We start from the raw sequence: 19810 nt of genomic DNA on the forward strand, positions 1-19810 counted from the left end.
AGAGAACCCAACAAACAAAGCTGGGCGGACCGGAATCGGCCCGCCCAGCTTCACAGATCCAGGCCTAGTGGCCGATCTTGAAGATCACGTCGAGGGCGTTGAGCCCCCAACCGACCAGCTTGGCCACCTTGCTCCCACCGCCGGGGAAGCGTTTCATCTTCCCGTCATAGCCGGCTGGAGTGTGGTTCTTGTATTTGTAATCCTGGTGTTTGTCGACCGCTCGTTGGTCGGCGCCGCTCATTCCTCTGGAATTGCCACCGTGTTCTTGTACTGTGCCGGTTTGCCACTGACTGGGGTCGGGGCGGTCGGGGTCGATTTGTTGGGACACTCCGTCGAAATTGTAGCCGCCGGACGAGGCGGAGCTGGATGAGCCGGATTCGGGCAGTTCCGGCAGCGGGATGCTGGCGGCGGCTGTCCAGACCGCGACTTCGAGCAGGCCTCTTACCAGACAGCCGGCGCCCGCGGTGCCGGCGCAGGCGGCGATGGTGAGGCCGATATCCAGCGCGGTGTAGAGGATCTGTTCTCGGTTTTCCCAGGCCCATTTCGCCGCCGCCGTGGCCGCTTTCGCAACCGCCTTACCGGCGGCGACCGCGGCCGTGCCTATTGCCGCGCCGACTTTCTTGACTGTCTGTTTGATCGCGGAGGCCACCTTCTTGGCGACTTTCGCGACCTCACGGACGACCTTTTTTACTTCCTTGACTATCTTTTTGACGACCTTGGTCACCGTCTTGACGACCTGTTTGACGACTTCGACGGTTTTCTGGACGAAGGTCTTGACCGCTTCGACGGCCGCGGTCACCTGGTCTTTCACCCAGTTGATCACCGGGGTGACCACCTGGACCGCGGTCTTCACGGTGTCCACGACCCGGGTGACGACGGTCTCGGCCACGCTCTTGACGGTGGAGACGATGTCACTGAACCAGGAGGTGCCCTGCGGGTCGGTGAAGGTCACCGGGTTGTTGTTCGCGTACGAATAACCGTTCAGGGTCTGCGGATCCTTGAAGTCCGCTTCCGGGTCCACCGAGATGAACCGACCTATTGTCGGGTCGTATTCGCGCGCCCCGAGATGGATCAGACCAGTGGTCGGATCGGCCGTACCGCCCACGAACGAGCGCTGACCGGGCCAGGCCGGCGGGGCCACGGTCCCCCGGTTGTTGCCGAAGGGATCGAAGAACCGGCGGCTGACCGCCTGGGTGGCGGTGTCCGCGATCGCGGTGTTCGACGTACCGTTCTGGTCCGCGCCGAGCCAGTAGAGCTGCCCACCGGTACGAACGGCGACGGTTTGGCTGCCGTGCTTGTAATACCTGGTGCCGGCGAGCGTGCCGTCCGGTTTCAGCAATGCCTCGGTGTCACCTAGGTAAAGCGTCGTGCCGGTGCTGTCGCGCCGCAGCAGCCGGTTGCCGTCGGCGTCGTAGACGAAGTCGGTGGACTTGCCGTCGGCACCGGTGACCTTGGTCAGGTTCCCGTCACCGTCCCAGGTGTAACCCTCGTTTCCGCTGCCCGCGAGCGCGCGGGTGAGCTGGTTTCCACTGGCGTCGTACGAATAGGTGTCGGTCTTGCCGCCGGACGGCATGCCGGTGCCGGTGGTATTGACCTGCGTGACGCCGTGCGGCCGGGGCGCGCCAGGCGCCGGATACGTGTACGTCGACGTGGTGGACGCCGTCGGTGTCGACTGCGTCGCGGTCTTGCGGTTTCCGCTCTGGTCGTAGGTGTACGAGTTGGAGTAAGGCGCCGGTCCACCGAGCGCGTTTTGGCTTGCGGCGGTCGAACAGTCGTTGCTGGACGGTGTCCAGGCCGCGGTCAGCCGACGCAGGTTGTCGTAGTTGAAGCACTGCGTGTCGACCGGCTGGGTGCTGGTGGACGACGGCGTGTCGGTGATCTGGGTGATGTTGCCACCCGCGTCGTACGCGTAGTCGACGCTGTTGACCCGCCGCGGCAACGTCTGCTTGTCCGTCGTCACCTTGCTGAGCCTTCTAGTGCCTTCCTCGTACTCGTACCCCAGCTGCACCCACTTGCCGCCGGTGCTTCCCAGCGTCACCAGGGAAACCTCGCCGTACGGGGTGTATTGCGTGCCGGTGACGTACGTCGTCAGGTCCGACTTCAAAGTGGTCGGCTGGTCGGCGGAGTCGTAGCCGTATTGAAGCGTTTCGGCCGCGAGTCCAGCCACTGCCGGCATACTCGCCGAGGCGATCTCACCATCGGCGTTGTACGTGTCCGTGGTGCTGTAGGTGCCGGCCAGTTTCCCTTCCGAGTCGGGGATCGTGACGGTCGCGCCGAGCGGCTTGCCCTGCGGGTTGAAGCCGGTGATCTGGGTCGTGTACGCCTTCCCGTCGACGAACCTGGTCGACGAGGTCGGCGAACCCGGCGCGGCGGTGCCGTCGGCGAGCGTGTCGTATTTCCACTCGGCGATCTTGGTGCCGGTCGGCGATCCGTTGAACTCACCGGTCTTGCGGCCGATCGAGTCGTACGTGTACGCGAGGGTGACACCGCGCGCGTCCGTACTCGAGGTCATCTGGTCCAGGTCGTTGTACGTATACGTGGTCTGGCCGCGGTCCGGGTCAACGTCCTTGACCTTGCGGCCGCGGATGTCGTATTCGAAGCCCCACCGGTTGCCGCTCGGGTCGACCACGCTGGCGAGCTGCCCAGCCGCCGTGTAGGTGTAGTTGGTCTTGTCGTAGTTGCCGGTCGCCTTGCTGCCGGCGAATTCCCGCAGCTCGGTGAGCTGGCCCTGGACGTTGGTGAACTTGGTGCTCGGCGCGTCGCCCTGCGGCGGCTCGTCGGTCTGGTGGTCCCCGGAGTAGGTGTGGTTGGTCTGCCACTTCGTCTCGCCGTCGGACCGGAAGGCCTCCGCGGTGGGCCGGGCGGCAAGATCGTACGTGAGCACCTTCTGGGTCGGTAGCACCGACTCGTCCGGGTTCAGCACGTCGGTGTTCGGCGGCGCGTCGTTGTAGTACGGACCGTCGTCCTTCACTTCCAGGCCGCGGCTGTCGTAGCGGACATCGGTCAGCGTGCGACCGCCGCCCGGCGCCGGCTCCTGGGTCTGCCGCTTACGCAGCAGGCCGTCGGACATCTCGTACGTCGTACGGATGCTGTTGTCGGTCTGCAGCGTGGAGCTGGTGACGACGCTCGGCGCGTCGGCGTTGATCTGGTACGAGTAATGCATGTTCGGCACGGCGGCGTTGTCCGCCGCGGCCGCCTTGCCGGCGATGTCCTTGCCGGGTTTGGCGGCCGGGTCGCCGGCCGGGGTGGAGGCGCCGCTGCGTCCGGGCAGCCACACGTCGGTGGTCCGGCCGAGCGGGTCATAAGTGGCCTCGGTACGCCGGCCGCCCTGGTCGGTGATGGCCAGTTCCTTGCCCCAGGCCGGTTCCAGTTCGGTCACCGCCTGCTGGCCGTTGGCCTGGGTGACCGTCGTCTTGGTCACCGGCGCGGTGCCGTTCGGGGTGAAAGCGGTCACCGTGGTGTTGTTCAGTGCGTCGGTGACCTGGGTGGCCCGGCCCTGCGGGTCGTACTTCGCGGTGGACACCGTCTGGTAGGTCGGCGTCCCGTCCGAGTTGAAGCCGGACAGCCGGTCCGTACGGGTCACGTCACCCTTGGTCGGTGGCGTGCTGGCCGAGGTCGCCCCGTCGTAGAAGGTGCGGGTGTCGGACAGCACCTGCGCCGAGGTGAACGACTTGTCGCAGCTCACCGACACCTTCTGGGTACGGGTCGGCAGCTCGCCAAGGCCCGCGCTGGCGTTGTTGGCGTATTCGAAACGCGTACAGGTGTCGTCGTTCGGGTTGGACACGTCGTTGAGGTCGTTCGCGGCGGTCAGTACGCCGTTGGCGTCGTACGCGTTGGTGGCCGCGCTCTGTCGCACGGCCCCGCCGTCCAGGCCTTCCGCCTGGTGGTTGCCGGCCTGCTGGGTCTGGTACGCGCTGGTCGTACCCCATGCCTTCACGCTGGTCGCGGTCGGCGCCGACACCCACGGATCGGTGATCGTACGAGAGACCAGCTGTGCACCGTTGAGAGTGTCCTGCTCCCGGGTGGTGCCGGCGAGCGCGACCTGGTCGGGGGCAGTGCCACCGGTCGAGTCGGTGATCGACACGCTCTTATGGCTGCCGTCGGCCTTCAGGTCACCATCCATGCCACGGAAGTACCGCGACTCGCTGACCGTCTGCGGACCGCCGGCGTTGCCCTTGAGGGTCCGTACGAGGTCATAGCCGCGCCACTGCGCCCAGGTCTTCTGACCGATCGGGACCAGGCCGTCCTCGTCATCGTGCCGCCAGGACGGCGGGTTCGGATACTGGACCTGGGTGATCACCGGCTCGGTGCCGGACACCAGATCGGACTCGGCGACCTGCTGCACCACGTACTTGTGGAACCAGTCGGTGCGCTCGGCGGTCTCCCCTGGCGGGGTCCACTTCATCGGCATGCAGCGGCGGGCGTTGCTGTCCGGCGCGGACGGCACGTCACCCGGCTTGCAGTCCGGCGGATAGTACGTGACCGCGAGCATGCCGCCGGTGCCGTATTTGACCGCGCTGACCCGCAGCCACTTCATTGCCGGCTGTCCGTCGCCGGCCGCGTCCACCCGGTTGGCCAGCTGGATCGAGTCGAACGAGATCTGCGGGATCTGCACCGCACCGCCGACCAGGCCAGCGTTGGTGATCGCGTCCAGCCAGAGACCGGCACGGGTGCCGTCGCCGGGATCCCGGAAGGAGTGCGTCAGAGTCCACGAGTCGACGTCCCCGAACGCCGTACCGCGCCACACCTGAGACGTGACCCCGGTGAGCATCTTGGTGGTGAAGAACGTCGGGTTGAACTTGTTGTCGCAGTTCGTGGTGCTGGTGCACAGCTGGTCCAGCGGCGAGTCCGGGTAGGTCGTCGGCTGGCTGAAGCTGCAGGCGCTGCCGGCGATGCAGCGCTCGCCGGTGGTGAAGTTGATCCGACCGATCGGCGGGCTGGTGAACACCGAGCCGTCCTGCTGGCCGTAGTCGATCCGGGAGATGTTGCCGGCCCGGGTGTACGAGCTGACGGTGGTCGCGGTTCCGTTGCGGCCGTAGTTGTTGGTCTCGGTGTCGTAGAACAGGCTCATCGTGTTGTTGTGCCTGTCCACGACGTAGTCCAGGTTCCACCGGTACGCCTGCATGCACGAGGAGTCGGCGAAGGCGGGCTTGTTGCAGGGCTCGCCCGCGTTGTTGCCGAAAACCGGCAGCGTGAAGGTGGACTTGGTCTCCCGCTTGGTGTCGCTCGGCGCGCTGTCGTACCCGGGCAGGTGGTTGAGGCCGAAGTAGTACTTCGTGCCGTCCTTGGTGGTGAAGACCCAGTACTCGCCCTTGTCGCCGGGGTTGGAGCCGTTGGCCGCGGCACCGTCGTCGCCGTTGGGCGCGCCGGTGAGCCGGGTGACGGTGGTGCCGTCGTCGCCCTTCATGTGCCAGACGCCGGTCTTGTCGTCCTTGACCAGCTCGCCGCCCTTGCCGTTCAGGGTGAAGGTGGCGTTGTCGGTCTTCCAGCACTGGTCGCCGACGGCCTTGGTGCCGTTGTTGCCGGTGGTGTCCTGCGCGCAGGAGGCGTACCGGCGCTCGACCGAACCGCCAGGCGTGAGCTCGAAGCCCTCACCGACCCAGGACGGCTGGTTGTTGGTGGTGCTCGTACGCCCGTCCACCCCGCCGGACGAGTACTCCAGCGAGACCTTCGCGGACGGGCCGCCAATCGCTGGCGGCATCTCCATCGGGTACTGCCAGTTGAAGTCGCCGGACGAGCCGCCGACCGACCAGGTCGCGCTCGGCGACAGGCTGGTCGCGCCGAAGTTGCCGGCCCCACCGGACGGGCCGGCGGCCAACGCGAACGCGGTCGGCGCGGCGCCGTCAGCGGCCACCGGTACGTCCGCGGTCACCACGCCGGAGCCGTCGTTGTGGCTGGGCAACATGGTCGGCGTGCAGCCCGACGGCACCGCCGCCGCCTTGCCGGCCTCGTACTGCGCCTGGTTGGCGACCGCGCAGGCCGGCAGCCCGACCAGCTGCAGCCGGCTGGCCCAGTCGCCGCCGAACGCGTTGCGGAACTGCTGGTAGCTGACCTGCAGCTGGACCTTGCCGGCCTTCTCCACCCCGTCCGTACGCGCCACCCGCAGCCAGAGGGCGTTGCCCTTGCGGCCGAGGTTCTCCACCCGTACCGAGGAAGGCACTACCTGCGGGTCGACAGCGGCCGCCTTCCCAGCCACCGCTGGCAACTTGCCGCCGGCGGCCGGCGCGGTCACCCAGACCGGCAGGTCGCCGGCCCGGCCGGTGGCCGGAACCTGCGCCGCCAACGTTTTGCGAGCGGCGGCGGAACCCTTCGCGGCCGGCACCACCGAGGTGGCCACCTGAGCCTGTGCGGTGGCCGCTGCTGGCCAAGCCACCGTGGGTGTTTTCTTTACCGCTAATTGAGCTCCGGGGTCGGTCGGTAACGGTTTCGGTTTGACCTTCGCGACCGGAACCGACTTCTCTTTCTTGGGCTGAAAGACCGGATCAACCGGTTTCGTGTTGGCCGCTGCCGCTGGATCGTGGCTGGACACGACCAACGAAAACGCCACAAAGATGGTCAAAGCCGCATGCGAAAAACGGCGTAAACGACGACGTAAGGACGAATGTGGAGCGGGCATGACGGATCTCCCACAAGCCGGCGACAATCCGGGCGGAGTGTCACATGCCAGCGGAGCGCGACGCTATTAGTTCGACGATCGTCGCGGTATCCCAGGCAGCGGTAAAGCTTCGACAACGATCGCAGTAATTCCGGCCCGATTCGGTAAGTGCGAGGGTGATCTCGCCTGGCCGACGGCCGGGGAGTGCAGGCTGAGAATTTTGAGGTGGAGAATGCCCCGACCCAGCCCACGCGGTCACCGAATAGTTCTGTCCGCCATGGCGATGGTGCTCGCGCTTCCGTTCGGCGCCGCGACGGCCGCCCAGGCCGGTCCGCAGCGGCCGGCGCCCGTACCAGCGCCCGCGAAGGCGCTGGATCCGGCGTCCGTCTCACCCGACGCGCTGGCTGTCCAGTCCGCCCGGCAGAGCGGCAAGCGGGTGGAAATTCCCAGCCAGCGCACCGAAACCTCGCAGACGTTCGCGAACCCCAACGGCACCAGGACGCTGGAACAACACGCCATGCCGGTACGCGTACGCCGTGGCACCGGCTGGGTGGCGCCGGACCCGACGCTGCACAAGCAGCCCGACGGCACGATCCGGCCGGCCGCGACCACTACCCCGATGGTGCTTTCCGGCGGCGGCAGCTCGGCGCTGCTGACCATCGGCACGCCGTCGGCCCAGGTCCGGATGGGCTGGCCGGGCAAGCTGCCGGCGCCGACCCTGGCCGGCGACACCGCCACGTACCCGAACGTGTTCCCCGGCGTTGACCTGCAGATCAAGGTCAACGTGGACGGCTTCTCCCACCTGTTGGTGGTGAAGGATCGTACGGCCGCGCAGAACCCCGCTCTCCAGACGCTGCATTACCCGATCAGCGCTACCGGCGTGACGATCAAGGCCAAGGCGGACGGCACCACGGTCGCCGTCGACTCGGCCGGCAAGACCGTCTTCACCGCCGGCAGCCCGACGATGTGGGACACCCCGCCGGCCGCACCCGCTGGCCTTGGCGGCAAAGCGACTCCGCGCCGAGCCCCGGTGGGGCTCTCCCTGCTGGCCGCCGGCAAGATCACCAAGGCCGGTATCACCGGTCCGGCAGTGGCGAGTCCCGCTGAATTCGTCCTCAGTCCGGACGCCAAGATGCTGCAGGACCCGGCCGCCCGGTTCCCGCTCTACATCGACCCGTCGCTGAGCGGCGGCATGATCCGCTGGCTGCACACCAACGCGAAGTTCCCGAACGACAACGACTGGGGCTACGACACCAACGACGGCGGCGCGAAGGTCGGTTGGGCGTACGACGACAGCGGCAACCTCTACCGGTCGATGTTCCAGCTGGCCACCACCAACGGCGCCCAGACCATCGCCGGCAGCCAGATCAGCGGGGCGACCTTCCGGATCACGCTGAACTACAGCCCGTCCGGCGGGCAGTGGCCGACCGACCTCTACCTGCTCAAGGACCTCGACCCGAATGTGGCGCTGACCTGGAACAACACCGCCGGGCACTGGCTGAGCAAGCTGGACACCCGCAACGGCCAGGCCCGCAACGGGGCGACCACGATGGAGTTCGCCAGCCAGGGGCTCACCAACGCCCTCCAGACGGTCGCGAACAACCGTACGACCACGATCTCGCTCGGTCTGCGAGCGCCGACCGAGTCGCAGAATCCCAGCCAGGCGCCGCAAAACGACCCGGCGAACCTGGAGTGGAAGAAGTTCAACCCGAGCACCGCGGTGCTCGCGATCGACTACGACACCGCACCGCGAGTGCCGCGCGGCCTCAACATGACCCGGCCGGTGCCGTGTGGTTCGGCCACCGCGCCCACCGCGATCGCGACCCACGTACCGCAGTTTGGTGCCACTGCTGACGATCCGGACTCCGGCGACAACGTCACGACCACCCTGCAGATCGTCAATCCGGCCGGCGCGGTCGCGTACACGAGCAATGTCGGGCCGACGGTGTCGCAGTCGTCCTTCTCCTGGCCACAGGTGCCCGATGGCGTCCTTTCCGACGGCGTCGTTTACCACTACCACGCATTCAGCAACGACGGTTTCGCGAATGGGCCGACCACGCCGGACTGCTATTTCATCTCCGACACGGTGAAACCCAGCGTGCCCAAGATCCAGTCCGCCGACTACCCGGACGGCGAGCCGACACTTTTCGTCCGTACCACCGGATCCGTCACCTTCAGCCCAGGTAGCGCTGCCGACAGCGATGTGGCCGAATACGTTTACGGCTTCCAGCAGGACAAAGTCACCATGCGGGTGAAGGCGGACGCGAGCGGCAAGGCGACCGTACCCATCACGATTTCCCCCGCGGCAGGCGAAGTTCCCAGCAAGAAGCTCTATGTACGGGCAGTGGATCGGGCCGGCAACGCGAGCGCGATCCGGCCGTCCTGGAGTCTGCAGGCTTTGGACGATGACGATCCGAGCGACCCGCATCCGGTCCGGCACGTACGCGCGGATGCCAGTGGTGACGGGAAAGCCGACATCACCGCGGTGGTGGACCAGGGCTTCGGTCGTACCACCGTCTGGAACGTCACGTCCGGCCAGACCTCCGGTTTCGTGAACGGCTACATCGGTTGGGACAGCGGCGAGGGCGGCGGTTTCGCGCTCTATCGCACCCGTCCGGTGCAGGGCGACTTCGACGGTGACGGCAAGTCCGACATCGCGTTGTTCCGGGAAGGCGCTGGCCGGCAGATTTCGCTTTACAAGCTGATGTCCGACGGCAACCGGTACGACGCACCACCGGCGGTGTGGACCAGCGGGGCCAACGGATTCCCGCTCAGCACCGCGCGGGTGGTGGCCGGGGACGTGGACGGTGACGGCAAAGCCGACATCGTCGTGCAGAACGCCGGCACCAACAACAACTGGCAAACGCTGGTTTTCCTGGCCTCGCGCGGATTCACCAACCCGGTCACCTGGGGACAGTCGGCGGCCGGTACCAACTGGGCGCAAAGCACCCCGTTGCTCGCCGACCTGAACGGCGACGGCAAGGCCGACCTGCTCAGCATGCGCAACGTGGACGGTTGTCGTACGGCGGTGGACGCGTACCTGTCCAATGGTTCCGCTTTCGGTGCGGCTACTACGGTTTATGATTCCGGCGCCGGCAACTACTGCTGGGACAAGAGCAAGCCGGTGGTGACCGACGTGAACGGGGACGGCAAGGACGACATCGTCGCCGTGTACGAGTACGGCGCCAACGATGCCGGCCTGAATGTGTTCCTCTCCAACGGAAGCAGCCTCACCGAGTCGTCCTGGTTGCGCCGCAGCGGCACCCTGGACCTGTCCAAGGCGACCGTGGAGGCCGGCGACTTCGACGGCGACGGCAAGGGCGATGTGGCCCTGCTCTATGTCGGCGGCGCGGCCGGCCATCAGCAGGTTTTCACCTTCCACAACACCGGAACAGCGTTCGCGGACTCGGTGCAGGGCTGGGATGGCGAAGTGGACGCGAACACCGGTCCGAAATTCGACCTGGACCACCGGAACTACGAGCTGGTCAACCGCAACAGCGGCAAATGCCTCAACGTGCTGGGCGCGAGCACCGCGGACATGGCTAACTTCATTCAGTACCAGTGTCTGCCGCTGGACCTGAACGCCCGGTTCCGACTGGACGCGATTGGCGGCACCGACCAGTACAGCATTCGCCCGATGCACGACATGCTGTGCGCGGACGTTGCCTTCGCCAGCACCGATGACGGGGCACAGCTCGTCCAACATCCCTGTGGTGGCGGCAATGGTGAGCCGTACGCGAACCAGCAGGCCACCATCCAGTACGTGGAAGGTGCCAGCTACGACACCGTCGTCCAGCTGAAATTCGCGCACAGCGGCAAATGCATCGGCGTTGACGGCGCGCGTACGGACGACACCGCGCCGGTCAAGCAGATGACCTGCGGGCAGGGCTCGAACCAGCAGTGGATCCTGCGGGCCGCGTACAACCCGACACAGCTCGGCGAGAACGGCACCGCCCGCTATCGGGTGGAGGCCGACACCAACCACGACATGGTGCTCGACGTGACCAACTGCGAGACGCCGGCGGACCGCGGCGGGGACGTACGAATGTGGGACTGGGTGGCCGGCAGCCCGTGTCAGGGCTGGCAGTTGGAAAGCCTCGGTGACGACGTTTACCGGATCATCGACCCGGATCCGCGAGCCAACCGACCGTTGGATATCGACGGCTGCTCGAAACTCACCCACGGAGAAGTCGCCACCTGGCCTCGAAGTGACTCCGAATGCCAGCTGTGGCGCATCGAGCCGAGTCCGGGTGGGACGTACAGCGTGACGCAGGTGAGCACCGGCTATTCGATGGATGTGGCCGGTTGCCTGCCCGATCGCGGCACCGACGTGATCACCTGGCTCTACCACGGCGGCCCTTGCCAGCGGTGGACCTTCCGCAAGCTGTAAGAGGGCGTCGCTGACCCCGCCGGCCGAAATTCGGTTGGCGGGGTCAGTATCGTTCTGACATGACTCCTCTACGTCCTGTCAGTGTGCCAGCCAAGCCGTCCCTGGACGGCCTGGAGGAGAAATGGTCGCACCGGTGGGCAGAGTCTGCTGTATATGCCTTCGACAGGTCCGCGACGCGGGATCAGGTCTATTCCATCGACACCCCGCCGCCGACGGTCAGTGGCTCGCTGCATGTCGGGCACGTTTTCTCGTACACTCACCCGGACATCTTCGCCCGATTCTGGCGGATGCGCGGCAAAGCGGTGTTCTATCCGATGTGGTGGGACGACAACGGGCTGCCCACCGAGCGGCGCGTGCAGAACCATTTCGGCGTCCGCTGCGATCCCTGGATTCCGTACGATCCGGATTTCCAGCCGCCGGCCGCGCCGGGCAAACAACAGCTGCCGATTTCCCGGCGCAACTTCATCGAGCTGTGCCTGCGGCAGACCGAAATCGACGAGAAAGCCTTCGAGGAACTATGGCGCCGGACCGGTCTGTCGGTCGACTGGTCGACGACGGACCAGACCATCGGGCCGCGGGCCCGAGCGTTGTCCCAGCGGGCTTTCCTGCTCGGCCTGCAGCGCGGTGAGGCCTATCAGGCCGAGGCGCCAACGCTGTGGGACGTGACCTTCCGGACCGCTGTCGCGCAGGCTGAGTTGGAGGACCGGGAACGTCCCGGCGCCTTCCACCGGATCGGTTTCACCGCCGACAACGGGCAAAAGGTCTTCATCGAGACCACTCGCCCGGAGTTGCTGCCGGCCTGCGTGGCGCTGGTCGCGCATCCCAGCGACGAGCGCTATCAGCCGCTTTTCGGGAAGACCGTGCGGACTCCGCTGTTCGGGGTGGATGTGCCGGTGAAGGCGCACCACCTCGCCGATCCAGCCAAGGGCTCGGGCATCGCGATGGTGTGTACGTTCGGCGACACCACCGACGTGGTCTGGTGGCGTGAGCTGGACCTGCCGATGCGAACAGTGTTTCGGCCGGACGGCCGGTTCGCCGCCCAGGCACCTGCCGGCGTGGATTCCGGTGCGTACGAACAACTTGCCGGCGCGACCGCCTACACCGCCCGGGAGCGGGTGGTGGCGATGCTGCGCGCGTCCGGCGACCTGGTCGGCGAGCCGCGGACCGTCACGCATGCCGTCAAGTTTTATGAAAAAGGCGATAAGCCGCTGGAAATCATCACCAGCCGGCAGTGGTATATCCGCAATGGCGGCCGCGATCCGCAGTTGCGCGCGGCTTTGTTGGCCCGCGGGCGGGAACTGCAGTGGCACCCGCCGTACATGCGGGCCCGCTACGAAAACTGGGTGCAGGGCCTGGCCGGCGACTGGCTGATCAGCCGGCAGCGGTTTTTCGGCGTGCCGATCCCAGTGTGGTATCGGCTGGACGAGGACGGCTCGCCGCTGCGCGACGAACTGGTGCTCCCGCCGTACGACAGCCTGCCCGTCGACCCGAGCAGCGATGTGCCGCCGGGTTTTGTCGAGGAGCAGCGCGGAAAACCAGACGGTTTCATTGGTGACTCAGACGTGATGGACACGTGGGCGACCTCGTCACTGTCCCCGCAAATGGTGTCCGGGTGGGTCGTCGATGAGGACCTGTTCGGCCGGGTCTTCCCGATGGATCTTCGCCCGCAGGCACACGAAATCATCCGTACGTGGCTGTTCTCGTCGGTGCTGCGCGCGCACGTGGAACAGGGTTCGCTGCCCTGGCGGCATGTCGCGCTGTCCGGCTGGATCCTGGATCCGGACCGCAAGAAAATGAGCAAGTCGGTCGGCAACGCGACCACTCCCATCGGCGTGCTGGAGCAATACGGCACGGACGCGATCCGTTACTGGGCGGCCAAGGGGCGGCTCGGCACCGACACCGCTTTCGACCCCGCGCAGATGAAAATCGGCCGCCGGCTGGCGATCAAGATCCTCAACGCCAGCAAGTTCGCGCTCAGCCTGGGCACGGCCGGCGAGGTGACCGAGCCGCTGGACCGCGCCCTCCTGCACCGGCTGGCTGGCGTTGTCGAGCGGGTCACGCAGGCCCTGACGGCGTACGACTACACCCAGGCGCTGGAAAGCACTGAGGAGTTTTTCTGGTTCTTCTGCGACGACTACCTGGAGCTGGTGAAAACCCGTGCGTACGGGTCAGATGCCGCCAGCGGTTCGGCACAGGCCACGCTGACTGTCACCTTGTCGACGCTGCTCCGACTTTTCGCGCCCTTCCTGCCTTTTGTCACTGAGGAAGTGTGGTCGTGGGGTCAGGAAGGCTCGGTGCATGTGGCATCTTGGCCGGACCCCGACGAGCTTCGCGCTCTCGCCGGCGCCGCCGAGCCGGCGGTGCTAGCCGCCGCCTCCACCGCGATTGGCGCTGTCCGCAAGGCAAAGTCGGACCGCCAAGTCTCGATGCGGGAGCCCATTTCAGTGCTGGCCGTGACCGCACCGCAGGATTTCCTGACGGCGCTTTCACCGGCCGTGGCCGATCTTCGGTCCGCCGGGGTCATTTCCGAAGTGAAACTGACCGTCGGCGACACGCCTTCCTTTGAAGTGGCTCTATAGCCTCAGTTTCCGAGGCCCGCCTGGGCCGCGGCCGGTGCGAACTGAGCCACCAGCGCGGGGATCCTGCCCAGCAGGATCGCCGACGCTGGGTTCGGGTTCGTGGTGTCGCCCAGGCCCGGGACTGGCTGCTTGAGCTGCGCGTACGCGTCCGCCACCGGCTTGACGGCCTGCGTGAAAGCCACGTCCAGCACCTGGTTCTGCACTGATGGGTGGCCGGACGGCGGCGCGACCGGCGCCGGCCGAGTACCCGGAGCCGAGCCGCGTACACCCGAGCCCGCACCGACCACCGAGTCCGCGAATTGCAGCATCCGTTGGTTCGCGAGCGGTGCGGTCCGCTCCAGCTCGATGTCGTGCCCGGTGTTCGGCACCGCGTACGCCTGCACGCTCGTGTTGTAGAACTCTTTTTCATGCTGCAGCAGGGTTTCCGAGCTCGTACAGTCCGCGCTGTTGAGGCCGCAGAAGAACGGGTCCTTCGTACCGGTCACCACCAGCACCGGCACGTGCACCTTCGCGATCGCGTTGGTCGCCGTATAACTGGCAAGCGTGACGCCTTCAATCAGATTGTCGGTGTCCTTCAACGTCTTTTCGTCGTACGCGTGCACTGCCGGATCGGTGTTCGCGGTGTTGGTGAACAAACTGCGGGTTCCCGGCTGGCTGGTCCAGAACAGCGGGTCCAACCCGGAGTTGGCGAACTTCGGATCGCTGACGGCCGGATGGTCTCGGCCGGCGATCTCCACGTACGCATTGGCATAGTTGATAGCGCTCGAAAATCCAGTCGTCACCAGCGCATCCACGTCACCGTAGATGCCGGCTTCGCCCTGCGCCACAATCGATCCAAGGCTGTGGCCGACCGAGATCACCTTGTCGAACGAGGTGCCGAAGCTGCCTTTTCGGGCTGCCTGCACAACTTCGTGGACGGTCCGGATGTCAGCTTCGGTCGTACTGAAGAGGCTGAGCGGATGCAGCGAGGCGCCCGCACCAAGCCGGTCAATCGCCAGCGTCGCATAGCCCGCGTTATTGGCCGCCCGCGCGTACGAATAGGTCTGCGGATCCAGCGAAACGTCGAAATAACCTCGATTGTAGGTCCAGCCGCTGATCAGCAGCTGCAACGTACGCGCCTTCGGTGGCACGCACAGGGTGCCGGCGATGGACCCGGACTGCCCCGCCACAGTCACCGGCACAGCGACGTTTTTGCAGGTAGTGGCCGCCGCGGTCGCCGCCAGCGCAGTCCCGCCAACAACCCCCACCGCCAGCGCCGCAGCCGCCGCGGCAGCGCCCGCCACCCATCGGTTGCGTACGAGACCCACGTGTTTCCCGAGGTACATCGTTGTTCCCCCAGCCAGTCAGCGCATGTGCCGCGAGACCATACACCCGTACGGCATCCACCCAAACCTGGCCAACCCGACAGTCTCGTACTCTTGTCACCATGAAGTCACGAACCGTCGCCCAGTTCGGCCTGACGGCCTGGTTCTTCGGGAACCTCTACGAAGCGGTCGTCGGCATGCCCCAACTGCTCGCCGACGCCCCGCCCCGCGGCTTGCTCAAGCCCGGCAGCCCTGTCCGCTACTACGCGCCCCTCGCCCCGGTGATGCTCGCCGCCACCACCGCCACCGTGGTCGACCGATGGCGCGACAACAAGCCAGCGGCGGTCGCCACCGCTGTCAGCACCGCCTCCGCTGTCGCCCTCACTGCTTATCTCGTCCGTACGGTCAACATCCGCCTCATCCGCGAAGACACTCTTTCCGCCAACGAACAAGCCCACCTGGTCAGCCGCTGGCACCGCCTCAACGCCGTACGCCTGGCCGCCCTCACGGTCGCCCTCATCACCCTCCGCCGCCCCAAGACTGACTAGATCAGCAGCTTCGACAATCTACTCGTAACAGCGCGCCCGGTAATGTATTCCGCAGTCACATTGAATTGCACCCCATACCCTCAGCGAGATGGATGACTATCAGTCTCCGCGAGCAGAGCCCGAAGGCGCCTAACCTCGCTCACAAGGCGCGGCACAGCCTCCCGCGCCATGGCGATGAAGGCCGCATTCTGGTCCCAGAGTCCGTCAACGGAATCAACATAGCGCGGCTGCTGAACCAACGTTGCGGCAATTATTTCACCGTGATCAAATTCCGGCCATCTCTCGCCAAGACCGGTGTCTGGTGTCGTGCTCACCGCCACAAGGCCCATCGCCCAGTCATCATCTAACTGCCTGACGAACCAAGGTGGCGGACTGGCCGCACCACACAGCTCCTCAATATCTTCAAGCTCATCTTCACGCATATTGGCATCGTATACACCCAGCACTGCCTCATAACCAGCGAAACGACCGCGGAAGCAGCGATCGACGATGGTGACGGCATTCTTGACGACGAACCCACCCACCACACGCACGGCCGCGCTCAATGTCGCGCCTGCTTGCTTTCACCCTCGCCGTTACTCGCCATGCGGCTTGCTTAGGACCCGGCAGATCTGTCCGCTATTACGCGTGCCGCCCGCCCCAGTGATGCCCGCCGCCAGCACCGCCTTCGCCCGCACCGCACATCTCGTTCGGCCGCGGCAACGCCGTACGCTTGACCGCCCTCACCGAACAAGCCTCTCGACCTTATCCACAGGGTTCACCGGCCACTGTTTGTTATCCACAGAAACGAAACTGGCGACCCGACTGTCGGTGGCGGCCGGTAAAATTGGGCTATGAGCAAAAAGCGACGGCGACCGGAATTCACCGACCCCAACAAGCAGGCATGGCGCACTATGCCACCCAGCGGGGTTCCCCTGTCCATGCTGGAAGAACTTGACCGTTATGGCCGAGCCGACGCTGACACGGCACTGGCCGCGGTCGAGACGCTGGATAAGGTGATTTCGTATACGCAGGCGATGCAGATGCGGTTCATGGACCGCTTCACCAACGCCCGCCCCGCCGTAGGCGCACCATTCTCCAAATACGCGGCCGGCGAAATCGCCGCATCACTAACCTGGAGCCTGTCAGCGGCCCAGAAACGACTGAATCTCGCGTACCAACTCGTCCACGAACTCCCCGGCACCATGGCGCGGATGTCCGCCGGTTATCTCGACCTGCGCAAAGCCTTCACCTTCGCCGACCAAGTCGGCCACCTCTCACCCGAAGACGCCCAGAAAGTCGAAGAAAAAGTCCTGCCCGACAGCGACTCCAAGACCCCTCGATCCATCCGAGACAGGGCCCGCCGGGAGGTCATCAAGATCGACCCGGCCGCTGCCGAGGCCCGCCGCAAGAAACTGGTCTCCGAACGACGGGTGGAAAAGCAGCCCTGCGAAGACGGGATGGCTCTTCTCGGCGCGTTCCTGCCCGCCGAATCAGCCGAAGCGATCTACCGCATCATCGACACCATCGCCCGCAGCCTCAAAACCAAAGACGAAACCCGCACCATGGACGCACTCCGAGCCGACGCCCTCAGCCTCGGCGTCCCCAGCAATGTATGCACCAAAATCGAACTCCGCGTCGACGCCACCACCTTGATGAGCCTGGACGACAACCCCGCGGTCCTGAGTGGTTACGGGCCGATGACCGCGCAACGCGCCCGCGAACTCGCCGGCAACGAAAACAGCGAATGGTACCGAATCCTCACCGACCCCGTCAGCGGAGTGGTCATCGACCACGGCCGTACACGCTACCGCCCCACCAAAGCGCTACGCGACTTGGTCAACGCCCGAGACCAACGATGCTGCGGACCCGCCTGCAACAGGCCCGCCGCGACCTGCGAATTCGACCACACCACCCCCTTCCGCGAACCGGAAGGCAAAACCGCGTACGACAGCACCGGACCAGCCTGCAAATTCCACAACGACATCAAAGAACACGGCTGGACCGTCACCCAACCAACACCAGGACGATTCCTCTGGACCAGCCCCACCGGACGCACCTACGACGTCACACCCAACGACGAATACCCACCACCACCGTTCTAATACTTTAGTTTGTTTGGAGCCTGCTACTTCTTCGAGACCATCGAAATCCCATTCAGCGCAAGGGAGAACACCCGAACAAGTGTTTGCCGAACGTCCAGGTCTCGATCGAGCCGCTCCAGCGACGTGAACCTGGCCGGATCAAGGTCAATCGTGGCCAGTCCGCCAGCATTCTCGCCATCCGCCGTCGAGAACAACAGGAGGCATCGATAGGCCCGCACGACCCCTCCTCGCTCTTCGCGCATCAAGGACTGGAGGACGACAGCCTCATCCTTGACCTGACTGCGAAGTGCGTCCACCGAGCTCCATCGGGTTGCCCAGCCGCGGGCCTCTGCCTCCAATTGGATCTCAAGCAACGAATCGAAACTGATCTGACATACCCTAAACTCAGGATCAGCAGAATGAATTGTAGTCATCAGACTATACTCTCCGCCGTAGGCATCTATACGGATTTGCGTGTCAGGGTGGAGACGCCCGTCGTTAACCCTTGTTGGACTTCGTCCCAACGATGGTGACCCCCAAGGATCCTTCCACCTCCGCGGTGAACCTCCGCCGAGTCCCCATCCCGATCCTCCCGACCACTACCAGCGAACATGAAGATCACTGTCCACGGAAGCGGGCCCCTTCACACGACCGTGGCCACCGGACCAGTCACCTATTGAGCCGCAGACGACGCTAGTCGAATCACTTTGTCCCATTCAGATTGATAGAGTGCGGCTGGCAGCGAAAACCAATTCGCATACACGCCCTCCTCCGCACCGCCCTCGGCAATATATACAAGATCGCCGGATTGCCAAATCAAGATGCGCCACCCCTGGTCCATATCCCAGTAGGGAGACTCAGTCGAACCGTTAGGGGCATCAGCGGGAGCCCATTCCGCGATTTCCCCTTTCGGATTCTCCCACCATGGAAATGACACCACGATTCTAAGATCTTGAGCAAGGAAGCGAACCGCAGAATCTGTTCCGTCGTCAGCAAGTTCAATAACGAAGTCCGTCGATTTGGGAAACTTCTCTAGGTGGACGAACCGAAGCTGGTCGACTCCATCGATCAGCAACTTCTCCGCATCGGCCATGCCATACTCCAAATCTCAATATATCAAGGATCAACGTAGGACGTGTGCACCCGAAAACCATCCGGCATGGTAGCGTCCCGCCGCAGAACAGATACAAAGTCCTTCCAGGTACCTCACCACCAGCGGCCCGACTCAAAACGCGCGCGGCAGCCGGATCGACGATCGGATTCCGAATCGGCAACTGCGGACTACCTCCAGAAAGCCACGACTGTATGCCGGAAGCATTTAGCATCCAGGCTGGCCTGCGTTTCACGTGTTACCGCCGCGAGATCTGTATACGAGGAGGCACTGGAAGCGCGGCGCGGCGGCGAAGATTTTGCTGGCACCAGCTGAATCGGTACGCAGCAACAGTCGCGGGCAGTGCGGGTCCACAGCCGGGCAACCTCGAGCAGTGCCTCCAGAACGAGCTTGAGTAACTCGATGTGATCCGCGGCGGTACTGGATCAGGCGTTTCCCGGTCGGAACGGAGTCAGTGATCTTGTCACCGACCCGGACCTGCGAGATCAGCTTGCTGGACCCCATCAGCCAACAACACGGGGAGTCTTCCCAGTGAAACTGCGCATCCCGTCGCAGCTGGCAATCGAGCCAACGGATGGAAAATAGCGGGGCGAAACCGCTAGATATATTCATCTGACCAACACCGACAAGACCAGGGCGACTCGCCTTGAACATCCGCACGACTAGATCGCTGAAATTTCTTCCCGAATTGCCGGTGCGCAAAATTCATCAGGCAGCCCGACAACCAACGACTTCCCCAGCATACTCGAAATAGTCGGCGTCGCACCCAAGCCAAGGGAGCTGTCCCTACAGAAAACTTCAAGTAGTGAAGGGTTGCCACCCCCCTACTGAAAGGTGCCTCCCACCAAAGCACGCGACCTCATCCCTCCAAATAGCCTCGCGACCTCGACCACCATACGGACATTTCTTACGACAGCGATGCGATCAGAACCGACATAATGGTCGACCTTGAGCACGGTTCCACCGGAGGCGGGAACCTCCAGCGGCTGAGCGACCGCCACACGAGTGCCACTCTTCTCAACGATCATCTTGGCGCCATACCCCACGCACGCCACCAGTTGTTGTTGAATTCCTGCGGAAACTGATCAATAAACTTCCGACATATAGTTCTTGAACGATAAGCAACTCGCATCGCACCTTGCATTCTGGAGATCATCGCGTGATTCGGCGCCCATTGAACAAAATATGTGACCAGTGATCTGCTGCCCTGCCACAATTCG

The 19810-nt window shown here is 64.8% G+C and carries 9 protein-coding genes; 4 read left to right on the plus strand and 5 right to left on the minus strand.

Going from position 1 to position 19810, the window contains the following annotated elements:
- Positions 1-64: 64 nt before the first annotated feature.
- The gene (locus ABD301_RS05015; protein ID WP_344307589.1) at positions 65-6559 is read right to left on the minus strand and encodes an RHS repeat domain-containing protein; all 6495 of its coding nucleotides are present in this window, start codon (positions 6557-6559) and stop codon (positions 65-67) included.
- A 268-nt stretch (positions 6560-6827) separates the two neighbouring features.
- Here ABD301_RS05015 and ABD301_RS05020 point away from each other — a divergent pair, with 268 nt between their 5' ends.
- Both ABD301_RS05020 and valS read left to right on the plus strand, forming a co-directional pair.
- Positions 6828-10985 carry an RICIN domain-containing protein gene (locus ABD301_RS05020; protein WP_344307591.1) on the plus strand — a complete coding sequence of 1386 codons (4158 nt, stop codon included), beginning with the start codon at positions 6828-6830 and terminating at the stop codon, positions 10983-10985.
- A gap of 59 nt (positions 10986-11044) precedes the next feature.
- On the plus strand, positions 11045-13564 hold the full coding sequence (gene valS / locus ABD301_RS05025; protein ID WP_344307593.1) for a valine--tRNA ligase: 2520 nt from the start codon (positions 11045-11047) through the stop codon (positions 13562-13564).
- A 2-nt stretch (positions 13565-13566) separates the two neighbouring features.
- On the opposite strand, the gene ABD301_RS05030 is transcribed toward valS, so the two are convergent.
- Positions 13567-14889 carry an alpha/beta hydrolase gene (locus tag ABD301_RS05030; RefSeq protein ID WP_344307595.1) on the minus strand — a complete coding sequence of 441 codons (1323 nt, stop codon included), beginning with the start codon at positions 14887-14889 and terminating at the stop codon, positions 13567-13569.
- 101 nt (positions 14890-14990) lie between these two features.
- Here ABD301_RS05030 and ABD301_RS05035 point away from each other — a divergent pair, with 101 nt between their 5' ends.
- Positions 14991-15416 carry a hypothetical protein gene (locus ABD301_RS05035; RefSeq protein ID WP_344307597.1) on the plus strand — a complete coding sequence of 142 codons (426 nt, stop codon included), beginning with the start codon at positions 14991-14993 and terminating at the stop codon, positions 15414-15416.
- 80 nt (positions 15417-15496) lie between these two features.
- Here ABD301_RS05035 and ABD301_RS05040 read toward each other — a convergent pair whose 3' ends face one another.
- Positions 15497-15961 (minus strand): hypothetical protein, encoded by a 465-nt coding sequence (locus ABD301_RS05040; RefSeq protein WP_279581315.1) that lies wholly within the window; start codon positions 15959-15961, stop codon positions 15497-15499.
- Positions 15962-16249: 288 nt separating this feature from the next.
- Between ABD301_RS05040 and ABD301_RS05045 the strand changes: the two genes are divergently transcribed.
- On the plus strand, positions 16250-17500 hold the full coding sequence (locus ABD301_RS05045; RefSeq protein ID WP_344307599.1) for a DUF222 domain-containing protein: 1251 nt from the start codon (positions 16250-16252) through the stop codon (positions 17498-17500).
- Between the two features lie 23 nt (positions 17501-17523).
- Here ABD301_RS05045 and ABD301_RS05050 read toward each other — a convergent pair whose 3' ends face one another.
- Together ABD301_RS05050 and ABD301_RS05055 are read right to left on the minus strand one after the other, a co-directional pair.
- A complete protein-coding gene (locus ABD301_RS05050) occupies positions 17524-17913 on the minus strand; it encodes a hypothetical protein (RefSeq protein WP_163569825.1) in 390 nt (129 codons plus the stop codon).
- Between the two features lie 239 nt (positions 17914-18152).
- Positions 18153-18572 carry a hypothetical protein gene (locus tag ABD301_RS05055; protein WP_163569824.1) on the minus strand — a complete coding sequence of 140 codons (420 nt, stop codon included), beginning with the start codon at positions 18570-18572 and terminating at the stop codon, positions 18153-18155.
- Positions 18573-19810: the final 1238 nt, after the last annotated feature.

The sequence above is a fragment of the Fodinicola feengrottensis genome (assembly GCF_039530045.1).
Lineage (GTDB): Bacteria > Actinomycetota > Actinomycetes > Mycobacteriales > HKI-0501 > Fodinicola > Fodinicola feengrottensis.

Coding starts and splice junctions, on each gene's coding strand:
- ABD301_RS05020 (WP_344307591.1), top strand. CDS start 6,828: ATGCCCCGACCCAGCCCACGCGGTCACCGAATAGTTCTGTCCGCCATG.
- valS (WP_344307593.1), top strand. CDS start 11,045: ATGACTCCTCTACGTCCTGTCAGTGTGCCAGCCAAGCCGTCCCTGGAC.
- ABD301_RS05030 (WP_344307595.1), bottom strand. CDS start 14,889: ATGTACCTCGGGAAACACGTGGGTCTCGTACGCAACCGATGGGTGGCG.
- ABD301_RS05035 (WP_344307597.1), top strand. CDS start 14,991: ATGAAGTCACGAACCGTCGCCCAGTTCGGCCTGACGGCCTGGTTCTTC.
- ABD301_RS05045 (WP_344307599.1), top strand. CDS start 16,250: ATGAGCAAAAAGCGACGGCGACCGGAATTCACCGACCCCAACAAGCAG.
- ABD301_RS05050 (WP_163569825.1), bottom strand. CDS start 17,913: ATGACTACAATTCATTCTGCTGATCCTGAGTTTAGGGTATGTCAGATC.
- ABD301_RS05055 (WP_163569824.1), bottom strand. CDS start 18,572: ATGGCCGATGCGGAGAAGTTGCTGATCGATGGAGTCGACCAGCTTCGG.